Annotated in this window: 18 protein-coding genes; 2 read left to right on the top strand and 16 right to left on the bottom strand. The window is 38.4% G+C overall.

Annotated elements, in window-relative coordinates; all coding sequences use genetic code 11:
• Nucleotides 1-203 precede the first annotated feature (203 nt).
• The 11 genes from AC5YGB_RS00775 to tkt all read right to left on the bottom strand — a co-directional run bounded on the left by AC5YGB_RS00775 (nucleotide 204) and on the right by tkt (nucleotide 12,456).
• Nucleotides 204-422 (bottom strand): hypothetical protein, encoded by a 219-nt coding sequence (locus tag AC5YGB_RS00775; protein ID WP_020023804.1) that lies wholly within the window; start codon nucleotides 420-422, stop codon nucleotides 204-206.
• A 167-nt stretch (nucleotides 423-589) separates the two neighbouring features.
• Entirely contained in the window at nucleotides 590-1,432 is an 843-nt protein-coding gene (ubiA, locus tag AC5YGB_RS00770) for a 4-hydroxybenzoate octaprenyltransferase (RefSeq protein ID WP_053820645.1), read from the bottom strand.
• Nucleotides 1,429-2,352, bottom strand: a complete 924-nt coding sequence (locus tag AC5YGB_RS00765; RefSeq protein ID WP_020027147.1) for an RluA family pseudouridine synthase — start codon at nucleotides 2,350-2,352, stop codon at nucleotides 1,429-1,431. The genes ubiA and AC5YGB_RS00765 overlap by 4 nt, the downstream gene beginning before the upstream one ends.
• A 4-nt stretch (nucleotides 2,353-2,356) precedes the next feature.
• Nucleotides 2,357-3,127 (bottom strand): TatD family hydrolase, encoded by a 771-nt coding sequence (locus tag AC5YGB_RS00760; RefSeq protein ID WP_020026280.1) that lies wholly within the window; start codon nucleotides 3,125-3,127, stop codon nucleotides 2,357-2,359.
• Nucleotides 3,128-3,136: 9 nt separating this feature from the next.
• Nucleotides 3,137-3,748: a 16S rRNA (guanine(527)-N(7))-methyltransferase RsmG gene (gene rsmG / locus AC5YGB_RS00755; protein ID WP_496137426.1), complete on the bottom strand. Its 612-nt coding sequence runs from the start codon at nucleotides 3,746-3,748 to the stop codon at nucleotides 3,137-3,139.
• Nucleotides 3,745-5,616 (bottom strand): tRNA uridine-5-carboxymethylaminomethyl(34) synthesis enzyme MnmG, encoded by a 1,872-nt coding sequence (gene mnmG, locus AC5YGB_RS00750; RefSeq protein ID WP_496137425.1) that lies wholly within the window; start codon nucleotides 5,614-5,616, stop codon nucleotides 3,745-3,747. The genes rsmG and mnmG overlap by 4 nt, the downstream gene beginning before the upstream one ends.
• A 108-nt stretch (nucleotides 5,617-5,724) precedes the next feature.
• On the bottom strand, nucleotides 5,725-6,786 hold the full coding sequence (locus AC5YGB_RS00745) for a class I fructose-bisphosphate aldolase (RefSeq protein WP_496137424.1): 1,062 nt from the start codon (nucleotides 6,784-6,786) through the stop codon (nucleotides 5,725-5,727).
• A 23-nt stretch (nucleotides 6,787-6,809) separates the two neighbouring features.
• Entirely contained in the window at nucleotides 6,810-8,258 is a 1,449-nt protein-coding gene (gene pyk, locus AC5YGB_RS00740; RefSeq protein ID WP_496137423.1) for a pyruvate kinase, read from the bottom strand.
• Complete coding sequence (locus AC5YGB_RS00735) at nucleotides 8,258-9,421, bottom strand: phosphoglycerate kinase (RefSeq protein WP_496137422.1); 1,164 nt, start codon at nucleotides 9,419-9,421, stop codon at nucleotides 8,258-8,260. Before AC5YGB_RS00735 ends, pyk begins: the two co-directional genes overlap by 1 nt.
• 28 nt (nucleotides 9,422-9,449) lie before the next feature.
• A complete protein-coding gene (gap, locus tag AC5YGB_RS00730) occupies nucleotides 9,450-10,448 on the bottom strand; it encodes a type I glyceraldehyde-3-phosphate dehydrogenase (protein WP_496137421.1) in 999 nt (332 codons plus the stop codon).
• A gap of 19 nt (nucleotides 10,449-10,467) precedes the next feature.
• Complete coding sequence (tkt, locus tag AC5YGB_RS00725) at nucleotides 10,468-12,456, bottom strand: transketolase (RefSeq protein ID WP_496137420.1); 1,989 nt, start codon at nucleotides 12,454-12,456, stop codon at nucleotides 10,468-10,470.
• A 291-nt stretch (nucleotides 12,457-12,747) separates the two neighbouring features.
• On the opposite strand from tkt, the gene ppsA reads away from it, so the two are divergent.
• Nucleotides 12,748-15,111, top strand: a complete 2,364-nt coding sequence (gene ppsA / locus AC5YGB_RS00720; protein WP_496137419.1) for a phosphoenolpyruvate synthase — start codon at nucleotides 12,748-12,750, stop codon at nucleotides 15,109-15,111.
• A gap of 4 nt (nucleotides 15,112-15,115) precedes the next feature.
• On the top strand, nucleotides 15,116-15,928 hold the full coding sequence (gene ppsR / locus AC5YGB_RS00715; RefSeq protein ID WP_496137418.1) for a posphoenolpyruvate synthetase regulatory kinase/phosphorylase PpsR: 813 nt from the start codon (nucleotides 15,116-15,118) through the stop codon (nucleotides 15,926-15,928).
• A gap of 44 nt (nucleotides 15,929-15,972) precedes the next feature.
• On the opposite strand, the gene fdhF is transcribed toward ppsR, so the two are convergent.
• The 5 genes from fdhF to AC5YGB_RS00690 all read right to left on the bottom strand — a co-directional run bounded on the left by fdhF (nucleotide 15,973) and on the right by AC5YGB_RS00690 (nucleotide 24,612).
• On the bottom strand, nucleotides 15,973-18,687 hold the full coding sequence (gene fdhF / locus AC5YGB_RS00710; RefSeq protein ID WP_496137417.1) for a formate dehydrogenase subunit alpha: 2,715 nt from the start codon (nucleotides 18,685-18,687) through the stop codon (nucleotides 15,973-15,975).
• A 1-nt stretch (nucleotide 18,688) separates the two neighbouring features.
• Entirely contained in the window at nucleotides 18,689-20,329 is a 1,641-nt protein-coding gene (locus AC5YGB_RS00705; protein ID WP_496137416.1) for an NADH-ubiquinone oxidoreductase-F iron-sulfur binding region domain-containing protein, read from the bottom strand.
• Nucleotides 20,330-21,190, bottom strand: a complete 861-nt coding sequence (fdhD, locus tag AC5YGB_RS00700; protein WP_496137415.1) for a formate dehydrogenase accessory sulfurtransferase FdhD — start codon at nucleotides 21,188-21,190, stop codon at nucleotides 20,330-20,332.
• Nucleotides 21,191-21,192: 2 nt separating this feature from the next.
• A complete protein-coding gene (locus tag AC5YGB_RS00695; protein ID WP_020026270.1) occupies nucleotides 21,193-22,872 on the bottom strand; it encodes a formate--tetrahydrofolate ligase in 1,680 nt (559 codons plus the stop codon).
• Nucleotides 22,873-23,064: 192 nt separating this feature from the next.
• On the bottom strand, nucleotides 23,065-24,612 hold the full coding sequence (locus tag AC5YGB_RS00690) for a trimethylamine methyltransferase family protein (RefSeq protein ID WP_020026269.1): 1,548 nt from the start codon (nucleotides 24,610-24,612) through the stop codon (nucleotides 23,065-23,067).
• Nucleotides 24,613-24,624: the final 12 nt, after the last annotated feature.

Raw genomic sequence — 24,624 nt, 5'->3', positions numbered from 1 at the left:
CATTAATTTTAAGATAACCAGATTCTTCGCTGATTGTTAAACTTTTTATAGTATCGAAATCAGTGTGTCAAGTTTTCAAGACTCAGAATGGCTAATAATTAGCTAAGATCTTCTAATCTCAATTTAAATAACACAGAATTATTTCATTTATATATTAAAAAACCCGCCGTTAGGCGGGTTCTTCTTGAGTAAATATGAAATGTTTACTTAGAAAAGATGGTATACAACAAACCTGCTGTAATTAAACCAACTAAGCCAGCGCTACCAAGAGCACCAATCATATCCGTTAACCTAGCCACAACATCACCAGGAAGGAATGAAGCGCTTGAGCCAAATATTACTTGAACAACAACTGCAAGTGCTACAAGACCAACACCTGCTTCAGTTAATTTTTTAATCCAACCAGTTACATTACTTAACATATTTTCTCTCCATTAATTATAAAGATAATCAGCATCTTTGCCGATTGGTGGACTTTTTATAGTAATGAAATCAGAGTGTCAAGTTTAATTGATGAAAAAAAACTAAAAAAAGAGCAAAAATGCTCAAAAATTGACTAAAAGTTGCAAAAAAACAACAAAATTTAACTTTATAGAGCCACAGATAAGAAAATCCCTGCAAACGCAGTCATACCAATGTAATTGTTGCTTAAAAAGGCCAGAAAATACTGCTCATTTTGACGTTTTCTCATTAAAAACTGATGATAAGTCATGAAAATAGCAATAATTATTAAAGAAAAGTAATAAATTTGGCCTAATTTGAATATATTGCCCATCACTATAAAAATTAAAATGAGCAAGATTTGTAACAAAGTGATGATGATCTGATCGTACTTTTCAAACAAAATAGCGGTTGACTTTACTCCAATTTGGATATCTTCATCACGATCTGCCATTGCGTATAGCGTGTCATAGATCAGTGTCCATACAAGCGTTGCAAGAAATACAATTCCAGCAGTGATAGGCAATGAACCAGTTTGCGCACTGAATGCCATAGGAACACTCATACCAAATGCGGCCCCTAATACAAACTGAGGTAGGTTAGTCCATCGCTTTGTAAAGGGGTATAGCGATGCGAGAAATAGCGCTATAAATGAAAGCTTAATTGTTAGTTGATTAGTTTGCAAAACTAAAGCTAAAGCTATCAATAGCAATATAAAAAACAATATTAAGGCGGACCTTGGTGAGATTTGGCCTGAGGTGAGCGGCCTATCTTTTGTTCTTTTAATATATTTGTCGATGTTTCGATCGGCAAAATCATTAATAACGCACCCGGCAGTCCTCATAACGATAACACCCAAAGTAAATATAATCAATAAATCAAAATCTGGCCATCCACCTGCACTCAAAAAAAGTGCCCAATAGGTTGGCCATAGAAGAAGTAATATGCCTATAGGTTTATCTAGCCTCATTAATTGGATATATGCATTCATAATTTATTTAAAAATTCTTCTAGATCATTAGGTAATGGTGCTGTAACTTTTTGGATCTCTTTGGTCATTGGATTAGTAAATGTAATAGTTTTTGCATGCAAAAATAATCGGTTTAAACCTTTCTTTTTCATAAACTGATCAAATAAGCTATCTCCATATTTATTATCCTGGGCCACAGGATGCTTGGCATACTGAGCATGAACCCGAATTTGATGGGTTCTGCCTGTTTCAATTAGGACTTCGACTAATGATGCGCTGAAGTCTCCCAGTTGGAAATTTTTGATTGGATGGAAATGGCTTAATGATTCCTTGCCTTTTGAGTCAATAACGCTGTATCTAGAGTTTTGATAGATAGGCGCATCTATAGTATGTTTTTTCTTGCTCCAAGTATCTTTAACAAGTGCTGTGTATCTTTTTTCTAGTTCGTGATTTACCAGCTGTTCATGAAGTGATTTAAGAACTGATCTTTTTTTTGCAAGAATTAGACAACCCGAGGTGGCTCTATCTAATCGATGAACCAGCTCTATTGGCTCTTTATATTGTGACTTGAGCGCCTCGATTATTCCGATCGAAACTCCACTTCCCCCATGAACGGCCATTCCATGCCTCTTGTTGATTACAACAAGTCCCTTGTCCTCATATAGAATTGAAGAATTAAGTAACGCTAGTAGGTCCTCAGATGGCTTTATATCTTTTGCTGAAGAAGTCCTGATTGGTGGAATTCGAACAACATCTTCTGAATTAAGTTTATAGTCAGCTTTTTTTCTACCTTTATTAACTCTTACCTCGCCTTTACGGATAATTCGATAAATTCGTGATTTTGGAACACCCTTAAGCTGTTTAATTAAATAGTTATCAAGTCTCTGACCAACCGAAAAATCATCAACAGTTATAAATCTTGGTGAATCATGATTGATCATTAGTTTAGGTGAAGAATAGTCTATTGAAATTTTGAGTAGTTACTTTGGCAATCTCTGAAATACTTGTATTACGAATCTCAGCAAGTTTTTCTGCTACGTAATATGTGTAAGCCGGGCTATTAGGCTTACCCCTTTTAGGGACTGGGGTTAAGTAAGGAGAATCTGTCTCTACTAAGATTCGTTCAGCCGGAATTTTTTTAGCAACCTCTCTTAAAGACTCAGCGCTCTTAAAAGTCAAAATTCCAGAAAATGAGATATAGAATCCAAGATCTAGAGCAGCTTCAGCAGTATGTAAGTCCTCTGAAAAACAATGCATAACGCCTTTTTGAGCCTTCTCTTTAGAGAGCATTTCAATCGTATCCTCCTTAGAATCTCTCATATGGATAATCATAGGCTTACCAGAAACATTAGACGCTTCAATATGCCTCTTAAAACGCTCTCTTTGCCAATCTGCCTCATCTTTTCTAACATGGAAATAATCTAAACCAGTCTCGCCAATGGCAATAACCTTTTCTTTATCCGCATACTCCAATAACTCTTCTACAGATGGATCCTTACAATTTGTTTCTGTTGGATGAACCCCAGCGGATGAGTATATATTTGGGTAGGTAAGCGATAGATTATGAACTTGTTCAAAATGCTCCAAATCAATACAAACACATAAAAATTTAGAAACAGATAATTCACTTGCATGCCTTAACATTGACTCCATACTTCCACCAAAGGCGTCTAAATCAACTCGGTCAATATGGCAATGGGAATCAACTATTTGCATAATAAAAAATTATATCTTAATTTCTAAAAGTGAACGATTATCTGAAACAAATGGAACCTTCAAAACATGGACTTTAGATTCCATATTTTCAATATTTTCTAAAGCGATATTGTCACCCTTCATTAATAAATATCGCCCATCATTAGCTATCAAATGCTTAGTTTTATTAACTGTATCAATCGCTGAAGCAAAAGCCCTTGAAGTTATTTGGGAAAATAATTCGGGGTAATTAAAAGATTCAACTCTAGTATTTATTACCGTTAAGTTTTCAAGACCTAGCTCAGTCTTAACTGTTTGCATAAAACGACACTTCTTTCCAACACTATCGATTACAAAAACATTGGTTTTAGGCTTCATAATTGCAATGATAATACCTGGCAAGCCAGCTCCAGAGCCAACATCTAGTAATAATCCTGGTTTGATAAACTCTAAAATCGAGAAACTATCCAAAAAGTGTTTTTTTATAGACTCAAGAGGATCTCTTATGGCACTTAAGTTATAAACCTTGTTCCATTTATTAATAAGCGCATGATAATCTAAAAGTTGTCTAACCTGTTCATCTGTAAGTGAAACATCCATTGTCTTTGCGCCCTCGCAAAGCAATTTTTTGATCTCACTCACGACAATGTTTTATAAGTTTTGAGAAAGACCAATAATATTGAAATGGAAGCGGGAGTTACCCCTTGAATTCTGCTAGCTTGACCGATGGTTTCAGGTTTAAACTCGTTTAACTTTTGTCTGACCTCATTAGATAGAGCTTTAATCTCTGAATAGTCAATATCTGAGGAAAGTTTCGTATTTTCATTTTTACGATATTTTTCAATTTCATCTAGCTGTCTCTTGATGTAACCTTCATATTTAATTTGGTTTTCTACTTGCTCAATGATTAATCTATCCTCTAAAAAAGGCTTGGCGCTTTCGATTTTACTAAGAAGTTTGTAATCTATATTTGGTCTTTTTAGCAACGCTTCTAGACTGTACTCATGACTAAGTTGAATTCCAAGCACATCCTCAGCTTGGGCATCACTTGACTGAATCCAAAAAGATTTGAGCCGTTTTTTTTCAAGTGCTACTTGCTCATATTTGCCATTGAATGAGTGCCAACGATTATCATCAATAAGTCCCAACTCTCTTGCTTGGGGGGTTAACCTTTCATCAGCATTATCCTCTCTAAGTAGTAATCGGTATTCTGCTCTAGAAGTAAACATTCTGTAGGGTTCAGTTGCACCCTTAGTGGTTAAATCATCAACCATGACCCCGATGTAAGATTCGTCTCGCTTAGGTATCCAAGGATTTTTTTCTTGTACTTGCAGAGCAGCATTAACCCCCGCAAGTAAACCTTGTGCAGCTGCCTCTTCGTAACCCGTCGTTCCATTAATTTGCCCTGCAAAAAATAGACCAGAGATTTTCTTGACCTCAAGTGTTTGTTTTAATCCACGCGGATCAAAAAAATCATATTCGATTGCGTATCCAGGTCTCATAATCTTGGCATTTTCAAAACCCTTAATTGAGTTTACAAACTCTTCCTGAACATCATAAGCTAATGATGTAGATATGCCATTGGGATAAACCTCATGTGTTGTGAGACCTTCAGGTTCAACAAAAATTTGATGAGAGTCTCTTTCAGAAAATCTAACCACTTTATCCTCTATTGATGGGCAATATCTCGGACCAATTCCTTCAATTTTTCCACTAAATAGTGGAGAGTCCTTTAATCCATTCGTGATATGCTCATGAGTTTTAGCGTTAGTATGAGTTATAAAACAAGGAATTTGCTTTGGATGATCTGATGATTTACCCATAAAAGAAAAACTAGGTAATGGAGTATCGCCCTCTTGTTTTTGAAGAAGACTATAGTTTATGGTTCTTCCATCTAGACGTGGTGGTGTTCCAGTTTTTAGCCTTCCTACTCCCAAATCATATGAACGCAACCTTTCTGACAAAATATTGGCTGGAGCATCACCCGCTCTTCCACCCTGATAATTTTGTTGCCCAATATGTATGATTCCACCCAAAAACGTACCAGAAGTAAGAATGACCTTATCAGCAAAAAAGTCAAGTCCCATCTGAGTTATGACGCCCTTTACTCGGTTATTTTCGATAATTAAATCATCGACTGGTTGCTGAAATAAAGTTAAGTTGTCTTGGTTTTCGAGCTTCTCTCTTATAACACCCTTGTATAAAAGTCTATCTGCTTGTGCTCTTGTTGCTCTAACAGCAGGCCCTTTTGATGCATTTAGAGTTCTAAACTGAATGCCTGCTAAATCAATCGCTTGTGCCATTGATCCGCCCATTGCATCAATCTCTTTTACCAGGTGTCCTTTACCAATTCCTCCAATAGCAGGATTGCAACTCATCTGACCAAGTGTCTCGATATTATGTGTGATTAATAGTGTATCCACGCCCATCCTTGCTGAAGCTAATGCAGCCTCAGTTCCAGCATGACCACCGCCAACAACAATCACAGGATAATATTTACTTTGGTTCATCTTTTTTTGCCTATCAATAAAAAAGGCCCGATTAATCGGGCCCTTCATTATACGCTTTAAGACTTTAACTTGATAAATTAAGTCATTGGTTGCTTTATTGAGCTGATACTAATACTTATAGCCTGCTTCAAAAAGAGTCTCTTGTGATGAAGGCTGAGAGCCCGCAACATAGTCTCCAGTTGAAGCTTCTGAATTCGCTTGACATCTAGCCATTAAGGCCTTTTGGCCTGCTTCAATATTAGTTCCACTCCATGCTTGTAAGCATGACTGTTGAAGCGCTCTACCATATGAAAATGTGAGACTAGTTGAACTTTTATGCTCAATACTATTCATCGTATTAAGATAAACAGAAGCATCTTCTTCTGTTAAACCACCTGACAAGAACATAATCCCAGGCACTGAGGCAGGAACACAACGATTCATTGTTCTTACTGTCATTTTTGCAACCTCTTCTGATCCAGCTTTATTTTTATTATCAGCTCCTGAAACAGTCATTGACGGCTTCAATAATGTTCCCTCTAAGAAAACTTTATTTTCAGAGCAAGCTTTATAGACTTCAACTAAAACTTTTTCTTGAGCCTCTGCTGTTGTTTCAATTGTATGGTCACCATCCATTAGGATTTCTGGCTCAATAATTGGGACAAGTCCGGATTCTTGGCAAATCTTTGCATACCTTGCAAGACCCCAAGCATTTTCGCGAATTGCTAAATCAGTTGGACAACCGTCAGCAGTAATTTGTAAAACAGCTCTCCATTTTGCAAATCGCGCGCCCTGCTTATAATACTCAGCAGTTCTTTCAGCTAAGCCCTCGAGCCCCTTACACCAAGTTTCAACTTCATGAGCACCTGCAAGTGGACTTAAACCTTTGTCGACTTTAATACCAGGAATAATTCCGAGCTTATTAATCTTTGAAACCATGGTCTCACCATCAGCATGGTTTTGATATAGAGTCTCTTCAAAAAGGATTGCACCACTGATAAATTGACCAAGGCCCTCTGAGGTGAAAAGCATGCCTCTGTATGCTTGGCGATTCTCTTCTGTATTCTCAACATTAATTCCAGCAAGTCTTTTACCTATGGTTGGAGTAGATTCATCTACTGCAAGCAGTCCTTTGCCTTTCGCAGAAAGTTGATTGGCCGTTTGTCTTAACTCTTCTTGATTATTTATCATAATATTTACCCTTTTATTTTCTTTTAATAATTTCCATCACCAACACGCAAAATTTTCATCAAGTTTGTTCCACCCGATTTATCTTTATGCATACCCTTTGTAACAATAACAATATCTCCATTAGTCACCTCAGCCCTATCCTCAAGATTTTCAATAACATGACTATTAACATCATTCCAATCATCGGCGCTAGTTTTGTCAATATAACAAGGATAGACTCCTCTGTAAATAGTAACTTTCTTTAATGTTTTATAATTATCTGACATAGCAAAAATTGCAATATTTGAACTAATTCTAGACATCCATAGCGCTGTTTTACCTGTCTGAGTGAGTGTAGCAACAACTCTAGCGCCTAGGTGATTGGCTGCATACATAGAACTCAACGCAATCGTTTCATCAATACCTTCAAAATTTTCATGAAGTCTATGATGAGAGACTTTTGCTGTTGGGCTCTTCTCAGCCTCTAGACATACATCATTCATCGTTTTAACAGCATTCACTGGGTGCTTACCAACTGCTGTTTCAGCAGATAGCATGACAGCATCAGTACCATCTAAAACAGCATTTGCAACATCAAAAACTTCAGCTCTTGTAGGTATAGGGCTCATAATCATTGATTCAAGCATCTGAGTTGCAGTAATCACAAATCTATCATTAGCTCTAGCTAACAAAATTAATCGCTTTTGCTGAGCGGGTAATTGAGGATCACCAATTTCAACTCCTAAATCACCTCGAGCTACCATAATGCCTGCTGACTCCTGAATGATTTCAGTAATGACGTCTTCTTGAAGAGACTCTGCTCTTTCAATTTTTGCAATGACACTTGCGTTAGAACCTGCATCCATTAGAAGTCTCTTTGTTTCACGAACATCATCTGCATTAATAGGAAAAGAGATTGCAACGTAATCCGCATCAGCTTTAGCCGCAGTAATAATGTCTTGTTTGTCTTTTTCAGTCAGTGCACTTGCACTTAAGCCACCACCTCGCAGATTAATTCCTTTGTTGTTAGAAAGAATTCCACCTTGCGATACCTTAGTTAGAATTTTTTGTCCCTTAATCTGCTGGACCTCTAGAATTATCTTTCCATCATCTAGCAACAATGTATTACCCACATTTAAATCATTTGGGAGCTCCTTATAGGCGATTCCAACAGAATCCTGACTACCCTCGGATTCATCAAGTTCAGCATCAAGTGCAAAATGATCACCTTTTTTCAACTCTATACTTCCATCTTTGAATCCTGAAATTCTAATCTTTGGACCCTGTAAATCCATCAAGATTCCAATAAAGCTATTATTCTCTTTTTCGTATTTTCTTATTTGAGCAATACGCTGTAAGTGTTCTTTTTCGTTATTATGAGAAAAATTGATTCTCACAACATTCACTCCTGCATCCAAAATGCCTTTTAAAACTTCTGGATTATCCGTTGATGGACCGAGTGTTGCTAAGATTTTAGTACGTCTATTAATCATTAATTTTGTAATCTTTTCTCAAGTATTTCAACAACTGGAAGTTTTTTTCCCTCTAGGAACTCTAAAAAGGCTCCACCGCCTGTAGAAATATAAGAAATTTTATCTTCAATATTAAATTTATCAACTGCAGCCAGTGTATCCCCCCCTCCAGCAATCGAAAATGCCTCAGATTCTGCTATTGCTCTTGCAAGCTGCTCTGTACCATTTGCAAACTGATCAAATTCAAAAACTCCTACAGGACCATTCCAAACAATTGTTCCAGCGTTCTTCATAATTTCGCATAGTTCAGCTGTTGAATTGGGACCAATGTCAAAGATCATATCATCTGAGGCAACGCTAGTTGCATTTTTAGTGTCTGCTGCTGCAAACTCTGAAAATTCTTTACCGCAAACAACATCGCCAGGAACTGGAATTTGGCAATCTTCCATTAAAGCCTGAGCTGTTGGAATGAGATCATGCTCACATAAAGATTGTCCAACACTATGGCCTTGGGCTGCAATAAATGTATTTGCGATACCACCTCCAACTACTAGCTGATCAACAATCTTAGATAGGGCATCTAATACAGTTAGTTTAGTGGATACTTTTGAACCACCAACAATTGCAACCATTGGCCTTTTAGGATTATCAAGTGCCTTACCAAGAGCCTCAAGCTCTCCAACCAAAAGAGGGCCTGCGCAAGCGATAGGTGCAAACTGAGTAACGCCATATGTAGAAGCATGCGCTCTATGGGCAGTTCCAAAAGCATCTTGGACACAAACGTCACATAAAGCTGCCATTTTTTTAGATAAGGTCTCGTCGTTTTCTTTTTCGCCCTCATTAAATCTTACATTCTCACAGAGAACTACTTCTCCTGACTCCATCTCAACACCTTCTAGCCAATCGGATTCAAGCCTGACTTTCTGTCCAAGCAATGTTGAAAGGTGATCAGCAACAGGTCGAAGTGAGAATTTTTCTTCATACTCACCAGCATTAGGCCTTCCCAAATGCGAGGTAATTATAACTTTAGCACCAGCTTTAATAGCATGAAGGATAGTTGGCAATGATGCAACAATTCTTTTATCGCTTGTTACTTCACCATTTTTTATTGGAACATTTAAATCTTGTCTAATTAGAACTCTTTTACCATTCAGGTCTAAATCAGTCATCTTTAGTAAATTCATCAAATGCTCCAACTCAATAAAATAAGGCCTATTGTGAAATATGGCCAGCTAAACGAAGTAAATTACATGTATAGCTGTACTCATTGTCGTACCAAGATACCATTTTAACAAAAGTGTCATCCATTGACATTCCTGCCTCTGCATCAAATGTTGAGGCACAAGTACTTCCAACAAAGTCCGTAGAAACTACTTTTTCATCCGTATATCCTAAAACACCCTTCATTGAACCTTCAGATGCAGACTTCATTGCTGCACATATTGCATCGTAATCAGAGGAGCTGTTGAGCTCAGCTGTTAAATCAACAACAGAAACATCAGAGGTAGGAATTCTAAAGGCCATTCCAGTCAATTTTCCATTCAATTCTGGCAATACTTTACCAACAGCTTTTGCAGCTCCAGTAGATGAAGGAATAATGTTTTCCAAAATACCACGACCACCACGCCAATCTTTCATTGACGGACCATCAACAGTTTTTTGAGTAGCTGTTGCAGCATGGACTGTGGTCATTAATCCACGCTTAATACCCCATTCATCATTCAGTACTTTGGCAATTGGTGCCAAGCAGTTTGTAGTACACGAAGCGGCTGAAATAATTGATTGACCATCGTAAGCATCATGATTTACGCCGTAAACAAACATTGGAGTACTATCCTTAGATGGAGCTGATTGAATTACTTTTTTTGCACCTGCATCTAAATGGGCTTGGCAACCTTCTTCAGTCAGAAAAAATCCAGTACAGTCAATTACAAGGTCAGCACCAATATCACCCCATTTCAAATCTGCAGGATTGCGTTCAGCAGTCAGGCGAATCTTTTTACCGCCGATAACAAAATTGTTGCCTTCAACAGCTACGTCTTTACCAAACCTTCCATGAACAGAATCATATCGCAACATGTAAGCCAAATAATCATTATCAAGAAGATCGTTTACACCAACCACCTCTAAATTATCAAAATCCTTATCAATCGCACGAAATACCATTCTTCCAATTCGACCAAAACCATTAATTCCAACTTTTATTGTCATCTCAAACTCCTATAATAAATTAACTTAAAACTCTCTCAACAGTAGAAACTACATTGTCTACGGTAAAACCAAAATGCTTAAATAGTTCTCCGGCAGGTGCTGACTCACCATAGGTACTCATTGCAACAATACCACCATCTAGCCCAACATATTTATACCAAGATTCGGAAACACCAGCCTCAATCGCCACTCTCTTAACTCCTGGCGTTAGCACTGAGTCTCTATAAGACTGTTCCTGCTCATCAAAGGCGTTAGTTGATGGCATCGAAACCACTCGAACCTTTTTGTCACCCATTGCTTTTGCAGAATCGATCGCAAGTGAAACCTCTGAGCCAGTTGCTATCAGAATAATGTCAGCCTTTCCACTGCAGTCTGAAAGCACATAGCCCCCTTTTTCAATATTGGAAACCTGCTGACTTGTACGCTCCATTGGCGTTAAATTTTGTCTCGAAAATATTAGTGCTGTTGGAGCATTTCCTCTCAGCATAGCTACTTTCCACGAAACTGCAGACTCGATAGCGTCACATGCTCGCCATGTTTGAAAATTTGGAATTACTCTCATAGTTGCAATTTGTTCGACTGCTTGATGCGTTGGGCCATCCTCACCCAAACCAATAGAGTCGTGAGAATAGACAAAAATGGTTCCAATTTTCATCATTGCAGCCATGCGTAATGCGTTTCGCATATACTCCATAAACATTAGGAATGTTGCGCCGTAAATCTTGAATCCACCATGCAGAACCATACCATTCATCATAGCAGCCATCCCAAACTCTCTAACTCCCCAAGAGATATAATTTCCATTTGCATTGTCTGCATTAACTAAGACACTTCCAGACCAGTTAGTCAAATTTGAGCCCGTCAAGTCTGCTGAACCGCCAAATAACTCTGGAACAAGAGGGCCCATAGCTTCAATTGCATTTTGAGATGCTTTTCTTGAAGCAATATTTGGCATATCCTGCTGAGTTTTAGCAATAAATTCATCCATTTTTGTTGAAAAATTCTCAGGTAATTTTCCACTGATGCGACGCTGATACTCAGCCGCTTCATAGGGGAAAGAGGCGCTGTAAGCTCTAAATTTTTCACTCCACTCTTCTTCAACCTCTGCACCTTCAGAAACATGATTCCAGCCCTCGTAAATCTCTTCAGGGATATCAAAAGGCTCATGTTTCCAGCCTATATTCTCTCGTGTTTTTGCAATTTCCTCATCCCCTAAAGGGGCTCCATGACAATTATGTGAACCAGCAAGATTAGGCGAACCGTAACCAATAACTGTTCGAGTACAAATTAAAGAGGGCCTATCCTGAATTCCTTTAGCTTCATTAATAGCAGCATTAATAGCCTCTGGGTCATGCCCATCAACATCGGATATAACATGCCAATTATAGGATTTGAAGCGACCCGGAACGCCCTTCTCCATCCAATCACCAATATGGCCATCGATTGAAATATCGTTGTCATCCCAAAAGGCGATTAGTTTACCCAGCCCAAGTGTTCCAGCTAGAGCACATGATTCATGAGATAAGCCTTCCATTAAACACCCATCTCCCATAAACACGTATGTATTGTGGTCCACAATAGAGTGCCCTGGCTTGTTGAATTGGGCAGCTAGAGTTCTCTCAGCAATTGCCATACCAACAGCATTAGTAATTCCTTGTCCGAGAGGGCCAGTTGTAGTTTCTACACCCTCAGCATAACCATACTCAGGATGTCCGGGTGTTTTAGAATGTAGTTGACGGAAATTTTTAAGATCCTCTATGCTCAAATCAAATCCAGCTAAGTGAAGCAATGAATAGATAAGCATTGAGCCATGACCATTAGATAATACAAAACGATCTCTATCAGACCAGTTTGCGTTGGATGGATTGAACTTTAAATGCTTATTCCATAAAACTTCAGCAATATCAGCCATACCCATTGGAGCGCCTGGATGTCCAGAGTTTGCTCTTTGTACAGCATCCATGCTCAAAGCACGGATTGCATTTGCTAATTCGAGTTGTGTAGCCATTGTCAAAACCTATGAAAAAATAGTGAACCCCAAATTATACATTTTTTTTTCTATCATCCTGCCCTCAAAAGCCTCTATGAAAGCAAATTTGAGGAAAAATATTCAATAGCAGTATAGTATCATTACTACTTTATTTACAAAAGTTAAACTATACTTAGGAATGCATAACTCACTTCATTTCTAATGTATTAAAATTATACTTTTGATGAAAAACTCTATTATTACATTTTGTGTCAAAAATAGCTGCTACTCATCGTATCTTAAAAATAAGAACCATAGATAAGGGGTCTAATGATTGAAAATATTGTCTGGCTGAAAGATGTCACTATGACTGACGTTGAAAGAGTTGGTGGAAAGAATGCGTCACTTGGTGAAATGATTAGTGGTCTCAATTCCCAAGGCGTGAGAGTACCAGGAGGATTCGCAACAACAGCGGTCGCATTTGAGTCCTTCTTAGACCATTCGGATCTTAAAAGTAAAATAAACAATCTACTCTCTAATCTTGATATTACCAACATTAAGGAACTTACTAAAACTGGCTCATTGATAAGACAATGGGTTGAAGAGGCACCTTTTCCAGAGGATCTCCATCAGTCTATTGTCGATGGATATGAAAAACTGACTAAGCAGTATGGCTCAGATGTTACCTTCGCAGTTCGATCTTCCGCTACTGCTGAAGATTTACCTGAAGCATCCTTTGCTGGGCAACAAGAAACCTATCTTAATGTCAGTGGAATTGATGACATCTTAACCTCAATACGAAGAGTTTACGCATCTCTATACAATGATAGAGCAATCTCTTACAGGGTCCATCAAGGCTTTGAACATGAAATGGTTTCATTGTCTGCTGGTGTTCAGCAGATGGTTCGAAGTGATATAGGCTCTAGTGGTGTTATGTTTACTCTGGACACGGAATCCGGATTTGATGATGTAGTATTCATCACTTCGGCTTATGGCCTAGGTGAAACAGTTGTCCAAGGTTCTGTGAATCCAGATGAATTTTATGTGCACAAACCTACCTTAAAATCTGGAAAACCTTCAATTCTATCTAGAAGCCTTGGCTCTAAATCAATAAAAATGGTTTACGCAGAAAAAGATTCGGGATCACTAGTTAATACAACCGAAGTAAATTCTGATGATCGAATAAGATTTAGTTTAAATGATTCTCAAATTGAAGAGCTTGCTCATTACGCAATTAAAATTGAAAGCCATTATGGAAGACCAATGGATATTGAGTGGGCACTGGATGGAGTTGATGGACAAATTTATATCGTTCAAGCCAGACCAGAAACTGTTAAAAGCAGACAAAGTTCTCAAAAAATTGAACGCTATAAACTTCTTGAAACATCAAAAACGATTGTTGAAGGAAGAGCCATTGGCCAAAAAATTGGCACAGGAAAAACTAAGATAATTAATGACTTATCTGAAATGGACTCAGTCCATGAGGGTGACGTACTTGTTACAGACATGACCGACCCTGACTGGGAGCCAGTCATGAAATTAGCTTCTGCAATTATCACCAATCGTGGCGGGAGGACCTGTCATGCTGCGATTATTGCTAGAGAGCTCGGAGTTCCTGCCATTGTTGGAACTGGAAATGCGACTGAACTATTAAAAAATTCTCAAGAGGTCACGGCTTCTTGTGCAGAGGGTGATACAGGCAAAGTCTACGAAGGTAAATTAAATTTTGAACACACATTTTCTGAAGTAAGCAACCTTCCTGATATTCCAGTCAAAATTATGATGAATGTAGGAAACCCCTCTCGCGCATTTGATTTTGCAAGTATTCCCAATACTGGGGTAGGGCTCGCTCGCCTTGAATTCATTATCAATAATACGATTGGCATTCATCCAAAGGCTTTACTTGAATTTGATAGCTTACCGTCTGAACTCAAAAGTGAAATCAAAAAAAGAACATCCTGCTATAAATCACCTGTGGACTTTTATGTTCAAAAACTCACTGAAGGAATTTCAACCATAGCAGCCAGTTTTTCTGAATCCCCTGTAATCATTCGCATGTCAGACTTCAAATCTAACGAGTATTCAAATTTATTTGCAGGAGAACTCTATGAACCCAATGAAGAAAATCCAATGATTGGATTTAGGGGCGCTTCAAGGTACATCTCAACAGATTTTAGAGAGTGTTTTGAACTTGAATGCAAGGCGATAAAAAATGTCAGAAATGTAATGGGTTTAACAAATGTTGAAATCATGATCCCTTTTGTTCGAACCACATCTGAAGCCTCAAAAGTAATTGATCTTCTCAAAGAAAATGGCCTTGAAAGGGGTAAAGATGGTTTGAGAATAATCATGATGTGTGAACTTCCTTCGAATGCAGTTATTGCTGAAGAGTTTTTGGAATACTTCGATGGCTTTTCTATTGGCTCAAATGATTTAACACAACTGACTCTAGGAATGGATAGAGACTCTGGCCTTATTGCTGATGGTTTTGATGAAAGAAATGCAGCAGTTAAGAAAATGATCACGATGGCTATTGATGCTTGTCATCGCAAAGGTAAGTATATTGGTATTTGTGGACAAGGACCCTCTGATCATATGGATTTAGCTCAATGGCTTTTAGAAAAAGAAATTACAAGTATCTCTCTTAATCCAGATACTGTTGTTGAAACCTGGACCAAACTGGGTACGCTTTAATAGCATGAGAACCGTATTTTTTATTTCAGACAGAACTGGAATTACCGCAGAAGCACTTGGAAATAGTCTTCTTACTCAGTTTCCCCAAATTGATTTTAAAAGAGTTAATCTTGCCTTTATTGATACTCAAAAAAAGGCACAAACAGCAGCTCAATTGATTAAAGAGGCGTCAGAGACTGATGGTCAGCCTGCTCTAATTTTCAGCACTCAAGTTTCTAATGAATATCGTCATCTTCTTGAAAATAGTGGTGGGATTATTTTTGATTTTTTTGAGACTTATATTTCAAAAATGGAGAAAATACTTGAAACTCAATCTTCACATGAGATGGGGCTTTCTCATGGCGTGGGCAATAAAAATACTTATTCAGGTCGAATTGATAGCATAAATTTCGCTCTTAATAATGACGATGGACTTACTACTAAAAATTATGAAACTGCTGACATAATTCTGACAGGGGTCTCTAGATCTGGAAAAACACCAACATGTCTTTTTTTAGCACTTCAGTATGGAATCTATGCTGCAAACTACCCACTTATTGATGAAGATTTAGATACCTCTAAACTGCCAAATGCTCTTAAAGGCTTTAAAAATAAACTCTATGGCCTAAGTATTAACCCAGTTAGACTCCAAAACATAAGAGATGTTAGAAGATCTAATAGTGGTTATGCCTCAATTGAACAATGTCGAAAAGAGGTGAGAAGAGCGGAGGATATGTTTGTTCAAAATGATGTTCCTTATATTGACACCAGCCACATCTCAATCGAAGAAATTGCGGGACGTATACTTCAAAAAAGTAAACTAGAGAGAAGGTATTAGGTTTTAATAAAGTGAGCCCTTTAGACTCACTTTATTGATTTTCGTCAGGAGGCTTTTAATACGTCTACAGCTACAATTTTGTATTCAGGACACTTTGTCTCTTCATCTGTAACACCACTAGTAACCTCATTGATTAGCACTTCTGGGAAGTGGAAGGTTGTTCTAACTACACCTTTCTTAACCCTATCTGTAACCTCGACATCAAGTGTGACTTGACCCCTATCAGACTTCAAAGTTGCACGATCACCAGATATGAGATCCTTTGCTTTTGCATCTCTTGGGTTGAGCATAATGACATCTTTAGTTAGGATTTGAACATTTGAAGTTCTCCTAGTCATTGTTGCACAGTTGTAATGTTGAAGTTCACGACTAGTTGTAAGAATAAATGGGTACTCATTCTTATGCTTAGTAAGCTCTTCACTCTCTTTCCAGTCATGGTAATGAAACTTACCTTTGCCACGCTTAAACTCTCCAATATGAAGGATTTGTGTATCTTCACCTTTTTTGTTTACAGGCCACTGAAGCCCCATTGGGCTTGCTCGCAAGCCTTCCCAAGTGACACCTTCAAAAAATGAAACTACGCTAGATATTTCATTTAAAACAGTTTCGGCATCAAAATCAGGCTGATCAAGGCCTAATTTACGCATCATTTCAACGATAATTTGACCATCTGTTTTTGTACCTGGAAGAGGTTTAACTGCCGCATTAACTTGTTGAATTCGTCTTTCTGTGTTTGTAAAAGTTCCACTCTTTTCAAGAAAAGTAGTTCCGGGAAGAACTACATCTGCCATCTTAGCAGTTTCACTCATAAATATTTCTTGAACAACAAGTAAATCAAGCCCCTGCATTGCCTTAACGACATGATGGGTATTTGGATCAGTCTGAACAACATCCTCAGCAAAAATCCAAAGTGCTTTAAGTGAGCCGTCAACTGCACCATCGAACATTTCAGGAATTTTTCTTCCAGGAGTTGTTGGTGTCGGAAGACCCAACTTATCTTCATAAAAGTCTTGAACATCTTTTTGATCCATCCACAAATATCCTGGACCATGATGAGGCTGACATCCCATATCGGCAGCACCCTGCACATTATTCTGACCACGAAGTGGATTTACACCCACGCCAGGTCGACCTAGATTTCCTGTCATCATTGCCAAATTAGAAATTAGCATAACAGTCTTTGTTCCTTGAGAATGCTCAGTAACACCTAAACCATGAAATTCCATTGCATTATTTGCTGAAGCATAAGCAATTGCAACAGCCTTTACATCCTCTTTATCAAGCCCTGAAATTTCTGCCATTGCATCCACATCGAGCTCTTTTATTTGCTCTATGAAATCCTCTCCACCTTCACAGCGTTCTTTAATAAACTCATGATCTAAAAGACCAGCCTCAACTATATAGTACTGAATCATATTCAGAACAGCGACGTTAGTCCCTGGTTTGAGTTGAAGATGGTGATCAGCCATTCGAGCTAACTCTGTTCTCACCGGATCAATCACGATTAAAGTAGCACCGGACATAGCTTGCTGCTTAATTTTAGCGCCAGTTACTGGATGCGCTGCAGTTGGATTAGCACCAATTACGATCATCAAATCTGCTAATGGAATATCTGCAGTTGAATTCGTTCCGGCACCTGTTCCAAAGCTTTGCTGCATTCCCCAAGCAGTTGGAGAATGACAAACACGTGCACAGCAATCAATATTATTAGTTCCAACTAACTGGCGAATCATTTTTTGGAACATATAATTTTCTTCGTTAGTACAGCGTGCTGATGATATTCCAGCAATTGCATCTGGACCATGATCTTGTTTTATTGATTCAAATTTTCCTTTAATGAAATCGAGCGCTTCGTCCCATGAACATGGCGTTAAAACTCCATTTTTTCTGATTAAAGGGGAAGTTAGTCTGTCTTCATGATTATAAAACTTAAATGCATAACGACCTTTTAAACAAGTGTGACCAGCATTCACAGCATCTTGAGGCGCTCGAATTGATAAAACTTCATCATTCTTTACGGCAACTTCTAGATTACACCCAACACCACAATATGAGCATGTTGTTCGCACAGTTTTATCTGCTTCAACTGACTTAGATTGAAAAACGTCTGAAATAGCTGAAGTTGGACAAGTTTGTGCACAGGCACCACAAGAGACACAAGAAGAATCTCCAAAAAGCATGTCGTTATCAGTAGTAATGCGTGACTCAAAACCACGCCCAGTCATTGTGAGAGTAAACTGACCCTGAACCTCGTCACACGCCCTAACACACCTTGAGCAGTTAATACATTTAGACAGGTCCATTCGCATGTAGGCATGAGATAAATCTTTTTCACGGTCGCAGTGATTCTCACCTTTTGCATATCTTATTTGACGAACACCGACGCTTGCTGCAACATCTTGAAGCTCGCAGTTGCCATTGACTTCACATGTCAAACAATCTGGCGGATGATCACTAAGAACTAACTCAACAATGTTTTTGCGTAGCTTTTTAACGCTTTCTGAGTTTGTATAAATTCTCATTCCAGGAGCTATTGGTGTATGACATGAAGCGACTGTTCTCTTTGGCCCATCTTCTGCAAGCTGAACTTCAACAGAACAGACTCTACAGGCTCCATAAGGCTGAAGATTATCATCATTACAAAGGGTTGGGATTATCTTATCACCAAGAGCCTTATCAGTAAAAGCTAAAATTGATGAAGAGTCATCGAAAGGAAACTCAACATCATCAATAAATACACCTTTTGGTTGATCTGACATACTATTTCTCCATTAAAGGTTTAAACTCGTCACTACAGTGTTCGAGTAAATTTTTAATTGCAAGAGGTAATCCACCGCCCAAAGCGCACAAGGAACCCACCTCCATTGTTTCTAATAAATCATATATTAATTCTTCTGAGAATTTTTGATTATTATCAATCGCTGAACCTAGCATTTCTTTTCCACGAGTAGAGCCTAGTCTGCAAGGGAAACATTTCCCACATGACTCATGGGCTGTAAATGCAAATAAATGCTTTGCGTACTCCACAGCAGAAAATGACCTAGGAATGCATACAAAGCTAGCGTGTCCAAGTAAAAAACCTGCCTCCGCAAAAACTTCAAAATCTAGTGTTAAGGATTTCAGTTTGTCCACTGGGACAATTCCTCCAAGCGGCCCCCCAATCTGAATTGCCTTAATGTCGGCATTAAACCCACCACCAATCTCATCAATTATGAATTCCAGTGAAGTCCCCAAATCTACCTCATAAAGGCCAGGATTATTGAAAAACCCATCAAGAGAAATAAGCTTAGTTCCCAGAGAACGGCCATTTCCTATTGACTTATAAGATTTGCTGCCGTGCTTTAAAATAGCTGCAACCGCTGCTAAACTCTCTACATTATTGACAACTGTTGGTTTTTTATAGAGGCCTTCAACAACAGGAAAAGGAGGTCTAACATCAACCTCAGCGCGGCGACCCTCTATTGATGCTATAAGTGCTGTCTCTTCACCGCAGATATATGCACCTTGGCCTTCAACCACATTCATATCAAAGTCAAACCCACTACCTAAAATGTTTTCACCTAAAAGACCTAATTCTCTTAATTTGGCTAAAGCTTCATTAGTAATATCAATCGATTCAGGATATTCTCCACGGATATACATAAAACCTTGCTTTGAGCCAATAATGTATCCGCAAACTACCATACCAAAAAGGACCTTCAAAGCCTGCTCTTCTAGTAAATAACGATCTGAGTACGCGCCTGGATCTCCCTCATCAGCGTTACACACCACATACTTAGCTTTGGCTTCTTGCGCTTTACAAAATTCCCACTTCATCCCAGTTGGAAATCCGGCGCCACCTCTACCTCTAAGGCCTGAATCCTTGAGCGTATTAATAAGCTCATCCTTGTCAGTTTCAAAACAATTCTGAAGCAATTCTTTAAAATCTTCAAAAGAAGAAAAAACCTCATTCTCTACTAAGAATGAAGTTTCTGAATAAGATTTCATTGTGTAAGGAAGACTTTTATGCTCACCAGCCAAAATATTGTCTAATTGATTAATATCATCGCCTGAGTAGTTTTCACCATCATAATAAAAAGCACTATTTTCATAACACCTGCCTAAGCAAATCATTTCACCAACACTATCTTCGCCAAGCTTATTCTTTAGTTTTTGAGTAACGTCTTCCTGAGTACCTCTGCACATACAGGCACTACCAGTGCAAACATAAGCTTTTTTATTTTTGAAATCTTCGTTCAGAAAATCATAGAAACTTTTAGTACTATGAATTGTTGATACGCCCAGGTTATAGTCACCCGCAAGCTGAGCATCACTGGTGTCATTTGGACTTACAGATATTTTTCCAAATAAACTATTCTTATCATCTTTCTTACCAGACAGTAAACTTATGTTTCTAGACATCTATTCTCCGAAATTTTCACTGATACGCCAATTACCAGTGTAGATATTATATTTATTTTTTTTAATAAAGCCAATTAAAGTGATATCAAATTTTTCTGCTAAATCAAGAGCCAATGAAGTTGGAGCACCAATACCAACTATCATTCCAATACCAGACATAACAGCTTTTTGAATAATGTCAAAACCTAAGCGCCCAGAACACATTACAAATTGTTCTAGTGGTTTTAACATTTCGTTGGTGCGAACATGTCCAATTAACTTATCAAGGGCATTATGTCTACCAACATCTTCAGCTATATGCAAGACCTCACCTTTATCAGAAAGTAAAGCACTAGCATGAACTCCTCCAGTACTTGCAAATTGCTTTTGCTTGTCTGAAAGTATATTGGGCAGTTTACTAATTAAACCAATACTCACTATAGGTCCTTCTTTATTAATTTCTGGCTCATAAGCAATTTCAATCGCATTTAGTGTTCCTTTTCCACACACACCACAACTAGAGTTAACCATAAAATGACGCTGTAGATTCTTTAGATCTAGTTGATTACCTTTTGAGAGAGTTACAATCAAAGAATTATCAACGTCATACTTCCCTTTATTCTTAGCGTTAACTCTAATTGAATCAATAGCACTTTTGTCCTGAATCACACCTTCAGAAAATAAAAGTCCACTCACTAAATTCGAATCATCACCTGGTGTTCTCATTGTCACCATAAGTGGCTCAATGACCCAATCATTGCCCTTGCAATACCTTACAATTATCTCAAGAGGCTCCTCAATTGCAATGCAGTCAGCCGATATTTCTCGAGTTAAACCTTCAACTCTGTGAATCTCATAATCAACTGATCCAACATCTTTCATATCTAGAATAGTCCTTGAACTAATCCATTTTCATCAAGTTTAATTTTATCAGCAGCTGGAACCCTTGGAAGTCCAGGCATAGTCATGATTGCACCACATACAACAACTACAAACTCTGCACCCGCAGAAAGTCTCACTTCTCTAATAGAAAGGGAGTGGCCCGTTGGAGCGCCAAGTAACTGGGGGTCTGTAGAAAAACTATATTGAGTTTTGGCGATACATACTGGAAGATTTCCAAAGCCATTCTCTTGAAACCAGTTCATTTTATCTCTCACCACTTTGTCTGCCATGACCTCGTCCGCCTGATAAAGTGTTTTAGCAATTGTCTCAACCTTTTCTAGCAATGGAAGTTCATCATCATACAATGTCTTAAATTGTGAAGCACCAGAGTCAGCCAATTTGGCAACTTTTTCTGCTAAATCAATCGCACCATCACCGCCATGCTCCCAGTGACTTGTAACACTGACTTCAACGTTAAATTGCTCACAATAATCTCTAATGACTTGGAATTCAGCTTCAGTATCTGAAACAAATTTGTTAATACCAACAACTAATGGCACCCCAAATTGGCTTAAGTTGCGGATATGCCTTCCTAGATTTGAACAACCTATTTTGAGAGCCTCAACGTTTTCATTATTTAACTCATCTTTAGCGACGCCGCCCTGATGTTTCAGTGCCCTTACAGTGGCAACCAAAACAACGGCATCTGGAGCTAGTCCAGCCTTACGACACTTAATATTAAAGAATTTTTCAGCGCCCAAGTCAGCTCCAAAGCCTGCTTCAGTAACTACATAGTCTGATAATTTAAGTGCTGTTTTTGTTGCAATAACTGAATTACATCCATGTGCAATATTAGCAAAAGGTCCGCCATGAATTAGCGCAGGATTACCCTCTAAAGTCTGAACAAGGTTTGGTCTGAAGGCATCCTTAAGAAGAACTGTCATTGCCTGATGAGCGTTGATCTGCTTCGCTCTAACTGGAGTCATATCTCGCGTATATGCAATAATAATGTTTCCTAATCTTTCCTCAAGCTCCACTAGGTTTTGAGACAAACAGAAAATTGCCATAACCTCTGAAGCTACTGTAATGTCGAACCCATCTTCTCTTGGATATCCGTTAGTAGAGCCGCCAAGAGATGAAGTAATAGTTCTTAGAGATCTATCATTCATATCTACAACACGACGGAATGCAACCTTTCTGCTGTCAATATTGGTCGAGTTGCCCCAATAAATATGATTATCAATCATTGCAGATAGAAGACTATGCGCAGATGTTATTGCGTGGAAGTCACCAGTAAAATGAAGATTGATATCCTCCATAGGAATAACTTGTGCGTAACCGCCTCCAGCTGCACCACCCTTCATTCCAAAACAAGGCCCTAAACTTGGCTCACGAAGACAGACCGTAGTTTGTTTACCAATCTTATTTAAACCATCTGTAAGGCCTACCGAAGTAGTCGTTTTACCTTCGCCTGCTGGAGTTGGAGTGACTGCTGTTACTAAAATAAGTTTGCCATCCTTATTTTTTTGGACACCATCAATTGCGTTCCAAGAAATCTTAGCCTTATCATGGCCAAAAGGAACCAGATCCACTTTATCAATGTTGAGCTTTGCTCCAATATCATTTATGTGTTCACCAGAAACTTCTCTAGCAATATCAATATCTGTTTTGTACTCGCTCATTTCTTCTCCTAAGTGCGCTTTAAATCAATTAATAAAGAAAAAAGTCTATTACCACGAAAAAAAATTGGCAGTATAAAACTTGAATCTTGGTGTTAGAATTTTTAGAATAGATATTATCTTACAAATTCAAGCAGCTATTAATAATTAAATTCATAACAGCTTGAATTTTAATAAATGCAGATCTAAACTGAATTAAACATTAGAATCCTCAAAACTATCTTTGCGTTCTTTCATATAGGCTAATAATGCTTCATCAATTTCTGTATCAAGTGGTGGCAATTCATATTCTGATAGCATTTTTTTATAAATGCCATTTGCGAGCATTGCTGTATCTCTTGATCCATCCTGAACCCATTGTTCAAAGCTATTATCATCAAGAACATCTGACATATAAAAGGCTGTCTTAAAATTTTTCTTAGTGTGTTCACACCCTAAAAAATGTTTAGGAACATCATCAGAAAAACTTCCAATTTCACGAATTGCGTCCATTGCTTGGCCATTTTCACTCATGTCGATTCCCTCTGCAGAAACCCTCATCATTCCTGCTTGATCAGCGTCCATTATAAATTTTTCATAACTCATGCATAAACCACCTTCTAACCAGCCAGCGGTATGAAGGTTAAAGTTAACACTTGCATTTAAAGTAGCTTGCATTGTATTCGCAGCCTCATAGCCTGCTTGAGCATCTGGCATCTTTGCACCATTAAACCCACCTCCACTTCTAAATGGAACGCCTAATCTTCTAGCCAAAGCTCCTGAAATATTCATCATGTGGGCAGCTTCAGGGGTGCCAAAAGTGGGAGCACCAGATTTCATAGACATTGCAGTGACAAAATTACCATAGATAACAGGTGTGCCTGGTCTAACAAGTTGGGCAAATGCCATTCCAGCAAGTCCCTCTGCTAGACTTTGTGCGGCAACACCTACAGCGGTTGTTGGCGCCATCGCGCCTGCAACAATAAATGGCGTAATGATGGTTGCTTGATTATTTCTTGCGTAGACCTTAAGGGCACCTAACATCGTTGCATCAAATGACATAGGTGAACTGGCATTGATTAAACTAATTAACACACAGTTTTTGTCTACGAACTCATCTCCAAAAACTATTTTCACCATATCAACAGTATCCTGAGCTCTTTCGGCTGCAGTAACAGACCCCATAAAAGGTTTGTCTGAGTATTTGATATGACTATAAACCATATCAAAATGACGTTTATTAACGGGCAAGTCAACTGGCTCACAAATCGTCCCACCAGAGTGATGAAGATTGTCTGACATATAAGCAAGTTTAATAAAATTCCTAAAATCTTCTATTGTTGCATAACGTCGCCCTTCATCAAGATCATGAACAAATGGAGGGCCATAAGCAGGAACTAAAACCATATTGTCGCCACCAATTTCAACATTTCTTTCAGGATTGCGAGCGAATTGAGTAAATTGCTTTGGAGCATTATCTTGAATTAGTTTGCGACACATTCCTTTTGGAAATCTAACACGCATGCCGTCAATACTTGCACCCGCCTTCTCAAGAATATCAAGTGCCTCTTGATCTTCAGAGAAAACAATGCCAATTTCCTCCAGAATAGTATCTGCATTGTCTTCAATAATACTCAGATCATCATCACTAAGAATACTGTAGTGAGGTATTTTTCGTTTTATATAAGCCGGCGCTTTAGGAATACTCTTCGCATCAGACTCATCAGCAGATCCGCCCCGACGTCTTCTTCTTTCTCTAGCCATTAAAATTCTCCT

The organism is Candidatus Pseudothioglobus sp. uisw_142 (assembly GCF_059512465.1).
This window is presented reverse-complemented; position numbering and strand designations above follow the sequence as displayed.

Excerpts from the sequence above, each read along its gene's own strand:
- AC5YGB_RS00775 (WP_020023804.1), bottom strand. The coding sequence starts at position 422 with ATGTTAAGTAATGTAACTGGTTGGATTAAAAAATTAACTGAAGCAGGT.
- AC5YGB_RS00760 (WP_020026280.1), bottom strand. The coding sequence starts at position 3,127 with ATGCAAATAGTTGATTCCCATTGCCATATTGACCGAGTTGATTTAGAC.
- AC5YGB_RS00735 (WP_496137422.1), bottom strand. The coding sequence starts at position 9,421 with ATGAATTTACTAAAGATGACTGATTTAGACCTGAATGGTAAAAGAGTT.
- AC5YGB_RS00695 (WP_020026270.1), bottom strand. The coding sequence starts at position 22,872 with ATGAGCGAGTACAAAACAGATATTGATATTGCTAGAGAAGTTTCTGGT.
- fdhD (WP_496137415.1), bottom strand. The coding sequence starts at position 21,190 with ATGAAAGATGTTGGATCAGTTGATTATGAGATTCACAGAGTTGAAGGT.
- gap (WP_496137421.1), bottom strand. The coding sequence starts at position 10,448 with ATGACAATAAAAGTTGGAATTAATGGTTTTGGTCGAATTGGAAGAATG.
- ubiA (WP_053820645.1), bottom strand. The coding sequence starts at position 1,432 with ATGAATGCATATATCCAATTAATGAGGCTAGATAAACCTATAGGCATA.
- AC5YGB_RS00690 (WP_020026269.1), bottom strand. The coding sequence starts at position 24,612 with ATGGCTAGAGAAAGAAGAAGACGTCGGGGCGGATCTGCTGATGAGTCT.
- ppsR (WP_496137418.1), top strand. The coding sequence starts at position 15,116 with ATGAGAACCGTATTTTTTATTTCAGACAGAACTGGAATTACCGCAGAA.
- pyk (WP_496137423.1), bottom strand. The coding sequence starts at position 8,258 with ATGATTAATAGACGTACTAAAATCTTAGCAACACTCGGTCCATCAACG.
- tkt (WP_496137420.1), bottom strand. The coding sequence starts at position 12,456 with ATGGCTACACAACTCGAATTAGCAAATGCAATCCGTGCTTTGAGCATG.
- AC5YGB_RS00765 (WP_020027147.1), bottom strand. The coding sequence starts at position 2,352 with ATGATCAATCATGATTCACCAAGATTTATAACTGTTGATGATTTTTCG.
- AC5YGB_RS00705 (WP_496137416.1), bottom strand. The coding sequence starts at position 20,329 with ATGTCTAGAAACATAAGTTTACTGTCTGGTAAGAAAGATGATAAGAAT.
- fdhF (WP_496137417.1), bottom strand. The coding sequence starts at position 18,687 with ATGTCAGATCAACCAAAAGGTGTATTTATTGATGATGTTGAGTTTCCT.
- AC5YGB_RS00745 (WP_496137424.1), bottom strand. The coding sequence starts at position 6,786 with ATGATAAATAATCAAGAAGAGTTAAGACAAACGGCCAATCAACTTTCT.
- ppsA (WP_496137419.1), top strand. The coding sequence starts at position 12,748 with ATGATTGAAAATATTGTCTGGCTGAAAGATGTCACTATGACTGACGTT.
- mnmG (WP_496137425.1), bottom strand. The coding sequence starts at position 5,616 with ATGAACCAAAGTAAATATTATCCTGTGATTGTTGTTGGCGGTGGTCAT.